This window comes from Shouchella shacheensis, from assembly GCF_001484965.1.
GTDB lineage: Bacteria > Bacillota > Bacilli > Bacillales > Bacillaceae_D > Shouchella > Shouchella shacheensis.
The window spans coordinates 1-9,028 of record NZ_LLYY01000059.1 but is presented as its reverse complement, the minus strand read 5'-3'; the positions used below and the strand labels follow the sequence as shown (position 1 = coordinate 9,028).

Sequence of the window (9,028 nt, the reverse complement as noted above, 5' to 3'; positions counted from 1 at the left end):
AACTATAAATATTAAAGAGTTATTTATAGTTATTTACACATTTATCTTAGCAGCTAGAACCCTCCTTCAAATGGTTAACCACTTACAAGTGTTTATATTACCGCTAGTTTGATAGGTGAAACATTCTTTTTAATTACGTCAAAGATTTGGGCATCCTTACAGTGAGCAAATGTTTTAGTTGCTCCAAATGTCGATCTCTACACCCATTTACGAACACCTCTTATGGCGTTTGTATATGGCTGAGGATTTAAGTATTCTAAGATTCCTTACACGTTAAAATCTTTTGTTGCCACAACTGTGATAAAGTTTAGTCTTTAACATTATACGTCATCAAGATAAGATGACAGCAAGGGTGATGCCATGTTTTCCTCCAGACAGAAAATACTACTAGCAAAGCTTCTAGAAAGTAGCCAGTATGTCACGGTTGAGTTTCTGGCAAAATGGCAAAATGTAAGCGAACGAACCATTCGCTATGATCTGGATGCGATGGATGCCGTATTAAAAGATATGGATCTTTCGCTGACCAGAGCGCCTGGCAAAGGTGTTCTCTTGCACGTTAGTAAAGAAAACCGTTCTGTGTTGTTCACACTCGCGGAAGGGAATCAGATTTCATTTGATAAGCGTACACAGCTTACGATGATAACCCTTTTTGTGGTGATGCAGGAGACAGTCACCATTCAGCAGTTGGCTGACGAATTTCACCTGAGTCGCTCAAGCATTCAGAAGTATCTTCCAGAAGTAGAAGAAATGTTGGATCGTTTCGACTTACACCTAACGAAAGTGGCACGAAAAGGGTTTCAAGTCAATGGAACGGAACGCAGCTTGCGGCGGGCACTCTACCACCTTCTTACGGACAAACAAGTCGATCTCGAAAAAGCGGAGGGGTGGCTTACGCTTGAAAAGCTTGCGGACAATGAGCTGCTCTTGCAGTGGCTCCATTCATGCCAGGAGGAACGAGGGGTTTATTATAGCGAAACCTCCCTCCACGTTCTCTATATTTTTCTAGGGTGGTGGTACAACCATATTTTGAGTGGGCATTACGTCTTTGTCCCGCAGAATCAAAGGGAGAAAAAGGCATTTCATCTTGGGGAAGTGGGGCGTTTTCTCACAGGTACGATTGACGATAGCCGTGTTCTTGAGCATGAGTGTGCCTTTCTAGACAATCTTTTTGATCAAGCAAAGATCGTTTCTTATAAGAAGAACGCTAACCAATGGGGAAATTACCACAAAGAGAAAACATTTAGTGCGCATCTTGTTGAACAAATCTCTGCTGTTTTGCAAGTAGACTTGACCGCAGATGAAAAACTGATGAACGATTTGACGTACCATATCAAGTCGGCATTGCTTCGAATCGAGCAAGGGGTGGAAATTGACAACCCCTACACCGAAGAAATTAAAGTCAAATATCGTGCTATTTATGAAATGGTCCACCAGATTACTTCTGATATGGGATACTCGCTGCTCGCAGCTGAGATTGCCTTTATCACGATGCATATTAGCGCTGGGTTTGACCGGAGCAACAGCAGGAAGTTTGCCCCAACGGTCATTGTAGTATGTTCCACAGGTTTGGCAACCTCATCCATCTTGACGACAAAGCTTTCGCAGGTGGAACCAGGTTTTCGTTTAATAAGCGTTGTTAACACTGAAGATTTGGCCCATGAACTTGAAGAACGTGACGTTGATTTTGTCCTAACCACGCAGGAACTCAATATGAACCCATGGTACCAGAAGAAAACCTTTCGAGTGAGCCCGCTTCTCAATGATGATGATAAACGAACGATTCAACATGAAGCCCAGAAAATCGTTAACCGCAAACAGCTGGCCCTTTTTAACCAAGTATACGCTAGCGCCTCCGCCGTTGAACCAACGCTTTTTGATGAAACCGTTCACTCAGCGAAGACAAGTGAGTGGAGGGAAAGTGTATCGCTTGCGGCTCAGCCACTTTTGCAACAGGGTTACATTCGCCAAGGGTATATTCAAGAGATGATTATGTCTGTAGAGCGAAATGGAACATACATGGTGCTGCTTCCAAAAATCGCATTTGTCCATGCCAGTCCAGAAAACGTTATCAAGGAGGGCATTAGTATGACCGTCTTTGATGAGGAGATCGATTTTGGCTCATTTAATCCCGAAAGAGTAAAAATCATCATTGTCCTGGCGATTAAGGAAGCGCACAATCAAGATTTTTTACAGCTGTTCCGCTATTTAGAGTCCCCCGAGGTGAGAGACCGGTTATCGACTAAGACGAGTGGAGGGAAGAAAAAAACGTGACAGAAGAAAAGATAAAAAAAGAACATATTGCCACTGGAATTCAGGTGGCGAATTGGGAGAAAGCGATTCAGGCATCCGGTGACTTGCTGATCAAGAGTGGTGCTGTCACCACGGAATATGTAAAACAAATGATTCGCTCGGTGAAAGAACATGGCCCTTACATTGTCATCGGCCCTGGCATTGCCTTGGCTCACGCCAGACCGAGTGAGGCCGTACGGGAAGATGCCATCTCGCTTGTTGTATTAAAGGAGGGCGTGTCTTTTGGCAATGAAGACAATGACCCTGTCGATCTGGTGTTTTCCTTTTCTGCGACAGGATCAGATTCACACTTGAAAATGATGGAAGACCTGTCGCGTATTCTAATCGACGAGCAGAAAGTCGAGCAACTCAGGCAAGCAAAAACAGCAAAAGAAGTCTATCAATCACTTTAGAAGGAGTGTTATTCAATGAGTAAAGTAAAAATCATGACGGTATGTGGGTTTGGCTTAGGTTCTTCCATGGTATTGAAAATGAATTTGGAAGGTGTATTGAAGGAATTAAATGTGCAAGCCGATGTCTTTACAGGGGATGTTGCTTCTGCCCAAAGTACCCCTGCAGATTATATTTTCACAAGCAAAGAACTTGGGGAAAAGCTAACGGAAGCCGTCAGTACGCCAGTAGTTATCATTAATAGTTTTGTGAACAAAACAGAAATTAAAGAGAAAGCGGCAGAAGCGATCGACCGCACGTAATTGGCCACGGTTTGGTTTTATTCATTCATTCGCATAGGGGGGAACGATTATGCAGTCAGTGATGGACTTTTTGATCGAGGTCATCCGTGAGCCCGCCATCTTTTTAGGGCTCATTGCTTTAATTGGTTTGCTGCTCTTGAAGAAAGACTTCTCTTCCGTTGTTTCAGGAACAGCCAAAACCATTATAGGTGTCGTCATATTGACACAGGGGACGAACATTCTAACGAGCTCGATCGCACCATTAACAGAGGGTTTTAACTTAATGTATGACATTCAAGAATCAGAAGTAGCACCTGCACTTGGATCAGATACGATCTTGAGTGAGTACGGAACTGAAATTGGCATTGCCATGTTGATTGCCTTTGTGGTCAATCTCATTGTTGCGAGATTTACGCCAATCAAACATGTTTTTCTCACTGGCCACATGCTTTTCTGGTTTCCGTTTATTTTTGTCGCAGTAGGGGTTGAAAATGCCCTTAGCAATACACAGATCATTCTGTTTGCTTCCATAATGACTGCCATTTACATTATTGTAGCTCCTGCCATTTTGCGGCCGTTCGTCCGCAAGGTTACAGGCTCTGATGATTTCATCATCGGCCATCCGACCACGATCTTATCGTTAATCTCTGGGTGGGTCGGTAAGCTGTTTGGCACGAACGGAAGATCATCAGAGGATATTAAATTTCCTAAATCCACGGAATTCTTAAGAGAGATTAGCATTACATCGTCAATCACCATGTTTTTTGTATACTTCATTGTCAGCCTTATTATTGGATTTGATTCAGCTGCGGCTGCCTTTGAGACCGATCAAAGTATTTTTATTTTCAGCATCATGCAAGGAATTCTCTTTGGTGCTGGCCTGACCATTTTACTCCTCGGGGTACGAATGATGCTTGCAGAAATTATTCCAGCATTCCAAGGCATTTCACAGAAATGGATCCCCAATGCGGTTCCTGCTCTTGATGCACCCATTCTATTCCCGTTTGCACCAAATGCAGTCCTCATTGGCTTCATTGTGTCCATGATTACATCGGTTGCCACTATCTTTATTACAGGAAGCCTCGGCATCTTCAGCTTCGTGATTGTGCCGCTCACGATCACCTGTTTCTTTGAAATTGGAACAGCAGCGATCATTGGCAACGGAACCGGCGGCTTAAAAGGGGCCATTGCAGGCTCCGCAACAGCCGGAGTGGTGATGATCTTGCTTGTAGGCATCTCGGTGCCTATATTAAGCGGCACTGCTTCTGACTGGATTGTCATTTTCGGAGGAAACGATTTCTCCCTCTGGTCCTTTATCGGTGATGGCATTGCAAAAATCTTTCCATAAAGGGGAACACGTCTATGTCGTATGTCAAACAATACTACGCTAAAATTCAAGAACTGCTCGACCTGGTTTTAGAGGAACAAGAGCAGCTTCTTGATGAAGCTGCCCAAATGATGGTCAAAGCGGTCAACGAGGGCCGCTCGTTGTACCTCTTTGGGGCTTCCCACGCCGGCATCGTCGCGGAGGATGCGTTTTACCGGGCAGGGGGCTTCGCACTATTTAACCCCATATTTAGTCCAGCGTTGATGCTCAACGTCGAGCCCATCACGCTTACTTCCAAAGTCGAACGCCTGGAAGGCTACGGGCAAATTCTCTTACACTCCAAACCCGTGAAGGCTGGCGACGTGATATTTATTCACTCTGTTTCAGGAAGAAACCCGGTTGCGGTTGATCTTGCCATAGCGGCAAGGCAACAAGGCATGAAAGTAATCTCGTTAACAAATGTGACGTATTCCAAAAGTGTCACGTCACGCCATTCTTCTGGCAAACGGCTCTTTGAAGTCAGTGATCTGGTGATTGATAACTTTGGAGAACCAGGAGATGCGGCCGTTTCCATTCAATCACTTTCTCAAAAAGTCGCTCCCACGTCCACGATCATCGGAAGTTTTGTAATCCACTCGATTGTGCTGCAAATCATTACGTATCTTGAGGAATCTGGAAGCGATGTCCCCATCTTTCGCAGCGCCAACCTAGATGGCGGCGATGACTATAATGAAACGATGATGCGCAATTATAAACAACAAATCCACTACATGTAAGGAGTGATTGGCTAATGATGCCTCGCAATATAAGTGATCTGGTGCCTTGCCCGCCTTGTGTTTCCGCCGTCGGCCTGTTTTGCGACGATCACGAATCGCACTCATAACCGCTCGTCCTCGCGCTTTTCCGTGAAATTCTGTTGACGAGAAATCACGACCGTCAAGCCGGCAATCGACTGCTGTAGATTTTTCATCACAGGTTCGAGCCGAACGAGCAAATACGAGGCCACAGCGATGGGAAAGCCGACATTGGAGATGAGCTTCACCCATTCTTCCATCCATTTCGCCTCCTTTTGACAGAAGAGACAGGCCAACAGCCTGTCCCTCCCCTTTTATTCGTTTTCCAATTCAATGGTCTCAATCGCACGGGAGACAATCCGAGCATCCAGCTTGGTTTGAATCAATCCGGCATTTCCGCTAAACACAGGGGTGGCCATCAGCACATCCATCGCTTCTCCAATCACTTCCGCCGTCAACTCTGGCTTCGGTTCAGGGACACGAATGGTGACAGTTTGCCCCATATCCGTGCGAAAGCGCAGTTCTAGGGTTTGGTCCATGTCGACTCCTCCTTAGGATTTAGTTCATTAACTCATGGTTTTCCGACAAGGTCACTTCCATCACGGGCAAGGCACAGAGCGAACGAAACACTTCGGCCACAGCCACCAGTGCTTCAATCTCCGCATCATCCTTGACTGCATAGCCTGTTCGGCGATAGATTGGCTGATCCTCATCGTTATAGCCATCGTGCATCACAAGGCCAAGACGGGAATTCTTGTGAACTTTATACGCCATCGAAATTCCTCCTTTCCTGTATGATTGGTCAAGCAAGGGTGGAGGTAGGTTCCTTCACGGCCGGTGATCGAACGCGCCTCCTATAGGATTAAAACCGAAAAGCGCAGGCGGGTCGACTAGAAGCGAGAATTTTGGAGACCTGACAAAAGAAATCCCGAATTTGGATTTCGTTGTCAGGGCGAAAAATCTCGAGCTTCTACCCGCCGGAGCTAGACAAAAGCCCGTGGGTATCCCACCGGCTACTTGTAGTGTACACCGCCTGAATGGAGAAGTACACTAGTAATTTTCTTTTATTGTGAATTGTCATATTTTATTACAAAAAAAGTGCCAGGGTACATAAGACGCAATCAATTGCACATAATAAAAACTAGCATACGTTTATCAATGGAGGGACTATATCATGAATGGAAACAACATACATCTAACTTCCTCTGAGATCGGGGCACTGTGGGGAGGTTATACGAATGATAGCATGTCCGTACAAATCTTAGCGTTTATGCTGAAGTACATTGAAGATCCGGACATCAAACCTATTGTTCAGTATGCATATGAGCTTTCCTCCAGTCATTTGGAAACATTACTTTCCATATTCGAAAGCGAAGACTACGCCATTCCAAACGCATTTAGTAAAGAAGATGTGAATATGAATGCTCCATGGCTTTTTACGGACACATTTTGTTTATCCTATGTGAATCACATGGCTAGCATAGGCATGGCGGCATACAGTGGCTTTCTAGCAATCAGCTACCGTGACGATATCGTTGACTATTTTTCTCAGGGTTTAAGCGAAGCCAATAAACTCTATAAACAGTCACTCAAAATTGCACTTGCCAAAGGATTGATGGCAAAACACCCTTATATTGAAGTTCCTAAAGAGAGCGATTATGTAGACAGTAAAACCTATTTGAGCGGCCTAAATCCATTTAATGAGAAACGACCATTAAATGCCGTTGAAATTTCTCACTTGTATTTGAATGTAAAGACAAATTCAATAGGAGGCAAGCTTTGCCTTGCCTTTTCGCAAACATCACCCTCTAAAGAAATACAGGACTTTATGCTTAGGGGAAAAGAAGTCTCCAAAAAACATAGCAAAATTTTTGTGGATGCCTTGTTAACAGACGATATCGAAACCCCACAAATCTCTGATGTAGCCATAAGTGATTCGACCACGCAAACATTTTCAGATAAAATCATGATGTTTCATATCTCCTTGTTGATGTCGGCGGGAATCGGAAACTATGCCACCGCTGGAGCGGCCAGTCAACGAAGCGATTTGTTAATCAATTATGAACGCTTATCGCTTGAGGTGGCTCGACTGGCGAAAAGTGGAGCTGATATGATGATTAAGCACCATTATTTGGAGCAACCACCAGGTACAAGTGATCGAAAAAAGTTAGCAAAGAATAAAGAAAAAAGCTGATTATTATTGACTTCACGTGGGATTTTTGAAAGATAATGGCAAAGCAGCACGACTCACAAAAAAGTCGTGCTGCTGTGTAAATGATGATTCCTATACGTTATCAACTCAACTTTCGGAGTTGAAAAAACACAGTGGAACCCCTGTTGCTTGTTAGTAGGAGAGAACCCCGGGGTTGTTGCTTCTCCTGTCCGATTGAAGCTCGCTTCTGTCCGTATGAGCACTCCTCTTGTCCGATTGAGGCTCGCTCTTGTCGGTATGAGCACTCCTCTTGTCCGATTGAAGCTCGCTCTTGTCCGTATGAGCACTCCTCCTGTCCGATTGAAGCTCACTCTTGTCCGTATGAGCACTCCTCTTGTCCGATTGAGGCGCGCTCCTGTCCGTATGAGCACTCCTCTTGTCCGATTGAGGCTCGCTCTTGTCGGTATGAGCACTCCTCTTGTCCGATTGAAGCTCGCTCTTGTCGGTATGAGCACTCCTCTTGTCCGATTGAAGCTCGCTCTTGTCGGTATGAGCACTCCTCTTGTCCGATTGAGGCTCCTCTTGTCCGTATGAGCACTCCTCTTGTCCGATCCAGGCGCGCTCTTGTCCGTATGAGCACTCCTCTTGTCCGATCGAGGCTCCTCTTGTCCGTATGAGGATCGTTCCTATCGAGAATAGCTGCACCTAATTTCCTTATACCAGTGGGCGAGGTGCGCTTTTCGTGTCCGAAAGTTGATTTATCAAAATATCCATATCAGAACAGTATCGCCCCCGCGCTTTTCCCACCGATTTTACGTATCATTCATCCACAGCTTTTCCACCTTCATTTTTCGGCCGCACGGATGTTCCTCATTCCCTTCACCTTCCTGGTAATACGCCTTTTTCTTTGTACTCAATACTGACATTGAGAATATAGTAGAAAAAACTAACTTAAAAAGGGCCAAAACAACGATCGTCAGCCGTAAAGAAACAAGGTCCGCGGTCACGCCAATTCCTAGGATGAATACGACTTGAACGGCACTTTGGATCAGTTGAAAAATACTTGTCACTCTTCCCATCACATGGACAGGAACATTATTTTGGTAAAATGTAATGATGCCTGCGTTTAGAAAAACATTAAAGAATCCAAGAATGACGAATCCAACCACAATCGAAGCAAACGACCATGAAAATGCATAGATGAGATAACCTACCGTCGTCATGATCAAGCCTATAGCGATCATATAGCGAAGTGAAAACTTGTTTGATAAGACGGACAATATCAGTGCACCGGCAATCGATCCGATCCCCGTGATACTGATCAATAAGCTATATTCAAATTCAGAAAGACCGATCACTTGTTGAGTAAAAACCACTTCTTGTGCGTCCATGGCAAACGAAAAGATCATAATTAGAATAAAACCAAGGTAAATAAATGATACATATTTATTCATCATCATAAACGTTTGTACAACAGTAAAATCACGAATGACTTGTGACACCGTTAGTGTCGGGATCGCTTCTTTATCAATCGTTTCTTTTTCTGGAAGCATGAATAGCAACAGAGCGGAGATGACAAAGAACAGGGCATTGATCCAGAGCGTCGTCTCAACAGAAGTTACTAAGATGAGAGAACCCCCAATCGCAGGCCCCACAATAAATGCTCCCGAATCGGCAAAGGACCGTATGGAGTTGAACCGTTTTCTTTTTTCTTTCGGAATAAGAATCCTGCATTCCCGGGTATCTGTAACGAGGAAAGCTAATTAAACCATTG

11 protein-coding genes are annotated in these 9,028 nt (G+C 44.5%); 6 read left to right on the top strand and 5 right to left on the bottom strand.

The annotated features are described in order from the left end of the window. Positions 1-360: 360 nt before the first annotated feature. Genes AVZ68_RS19135 through AVZ68_RS19115 form a run of 5 tightly spaced genes read left to right on the top strand, consistent with a single transcriptional unit; the run spans position 361 to position 5,084 of the window. Positions 361-2,271 carry a BglG family transcription antiterminator gene (locus AVZ68_RS19135; RefSeq protein ID WP_059106178.1) on the top strand — a complete coding sequence of 637 codons (1,911 nt, stop codon included), beginning with the start codon at positions 361-363 and terminating at the stop codon, positions 2,269-2,271. Further along, entirely contained in the window at positions 2,268-2,702 is a 435-nt protein-coding gene (locus AVZ68_RS19130) for a PTS sugar transporter subunit IIA (protein WP_059106177.1), read from the top strand. Before AVZ68_RS19135 ends, AVZ68_RS19130 begins: the two co-directional genes overlap by 4 nt. A 15-nt stretch (positions 2,703-2,717) precedes the next feature. After that, a complete protein-coding gene (locus AVZ68_RS19125) occupies positions 2,718-3,002 on the top strand; it encodes a PTS sugar transporter subunit IIB (protein ID WP_059106176.1) in 285 nt (94 codons plus the stop codon). 49 nt (positions 3,003-3,051) lie between these two features. Next, a complete protein-coding gene (gene ulaA / locus AVZ68_RS19120) occupies positions 3,052-4,329 on the top strand; it encodes a PTS ascorbate transporter subunit IIC (protein WP_059106175.1) in 1,278 nt (425 codons plus the stop codon). 14 nt (positions 4,330-4,343) lie between these two features. Next, complete coding sequence (locus tag AVZ68_RS19115; RefSeq protein ID WP_059106174.1) at positions 4,344-5,084, top strand: SIS domain-containing protein; 741 nt, start codon at positions 4,344-4,346, stop codon at positions 5,082-5,084. Positions 5,085-5,185: 101 nt separating this feature from the next. Here the strand turns inward: AVZ68_RS19115 and AVZ68_RS20060 are convergent, their stop codons facing one another. The 3 genes from AVZ68_RS20060 to AVZ68_RS19105 are packed head-to-tail and all read right to left on the bottom strand — an operon-like array spanning position 5,186 to position 5,876. Next, positions 5,186-5,362: a YvrJ family protein gene (locus AVZ68_RS20060; RefSeq protein WP_082676799.1), complete on the bottom strand. Its 177-nt coding sequence runs from the start codon at positions 5,360-5,362 to the stop codon at positions 5,186-5,188. A gap of 54 nt (positions 5,363-5,416) precedes the next feature. Continuing rightward, positions 5,417-5,641: a DUF2922 domain-containing protein gene (locus tag AVZ68_RS19110; RefSeq protein WP_059106173.1), complete on the bottom strand. Its 225-nt coding sequence runs from the start codon at positions 5,639-5,641 to the stop codon at positions 5,417-5,419. A 19-nt stretch (positions 5,642-5,660) separates the two neighbouring features. Next, complete coding sequence (locus tag AVZ68_RS19105) at positions 5,661-5,876, bottom strand: DUF1659 domain-containing protein (protein WP_059106172.1); 216 nt, start codon at positions 5,874-5,876, stop codon at positions 5,661-5,663. Positions 5,877-6,276: 400 nt separating this feature from the next. On the opposite strand from AVZ68_RS19105, the gene AVZ68_RS19100 reads away from it, so the two are divergent. Then, on the top strand, positions 6,277-7,296 hold the full coding sequence (locus tag AVZ68_RS19100) for a DUF3231 family protein (protein WP_059106171.1): 1,020 nt from the start codon (positions 6,277-6,279) through the stop codon (positions 7,294-7,296). 150 nt (positions 7,297-7,446) lie between these two features. Here AVZ68_RS19100 and AVZ68_RS19095 read toward each other — a convergent pair whose 3' ends face one another. Together AVZ68_RS19095 and AVZ68_RS19090 are read right to left on the bottom strand one after the other, a co-directional pair. Continuing rightward, the gene (locus AVZ68_RS19095) at positions 7,447-7,959 is read right to left on the bottom strand and encodes a hypothetical protein (protein ID WP_059106170.1); all 513 of its coding nucleotides are present in this window, start codon (positions 7,957-7,959) and stop codon (positions 7,447-7,449) included. A 107-nt stretch (positions 7,960-8,066) separates the two neighbouring features. Continuing rightward, a complete protein-coding gene (locus AVZ68_RS19090) occupies positions 8,067-8,942 on the bottom strand; it encodes an MFS transporter (RefSeq protein ID WP_437182714.1) in 876 nt (291 codons plus the stop codon). Between the last annotated feature and the right edge of the window lie 86 nt (positions 8,943-9,028).

Excerpts from the sequence above, each read along its gene's own strand:
- AVZ68_RS19135 (WP_059106178.1), top strand. The coding sequence starts at position 361 with ATGTTTTCCTCCAGACAGAAAATACTACTAGCAAAGCTTCTAGAAAGT.
- AVZ68_RS19125 (WP_059106176.1), top strand. The coding sequence starts at position 2,718 with ATGAGTAAAGTAAAAATCATGACGGTATGTGGGTTTGGCTTAGGTTCT.
- ulaA (WP_059106175.1), top strand. The coding sequence starts at position 3,052 with ATGCAGTCAGTGATGGACTTTTTGATCGAGGTCATCCGTGAGCCCGCC.
- AVZ68_RS19115 (WP_059106174.1), top strand. The coding sequence starts at position 4,344 with ATGTCGTATGTCAAACAATACTACGCTAAAATTCAAGAACTGCTCGAC.
- AVZ68_RS20060 (WP_082676799.1), bottom strand. The coding sequence starts at position 5,362 with ATGGAAGAATGGGTGAAGCTCATCTCCAATGTCGGCTTTCCCATCGCT.
- AVZ68_RS19110 (WP_059106173.1), bottom strand. The coding sequence starts at position 5,641 with ATGGACCAAACCCTAGAACTGCGCTTTCGCACGGATATGGGGCAAACT.
- AVZ68_RS19105 (WP_059106172.1), bottom strand. The coding sequence starts at position 5,876 with ATGGCGTATAAAGTTCACAAGAATTCCCGTCTTGGCCTTGTGATGCAC.
- AVZ68_RS19100 (WP_059106171.1), top strand. The coding sequence starts at position 6,277 with ATGAATGGAAACAACATACATCTAACTTCCTCTGAGATCGGGGCACTG.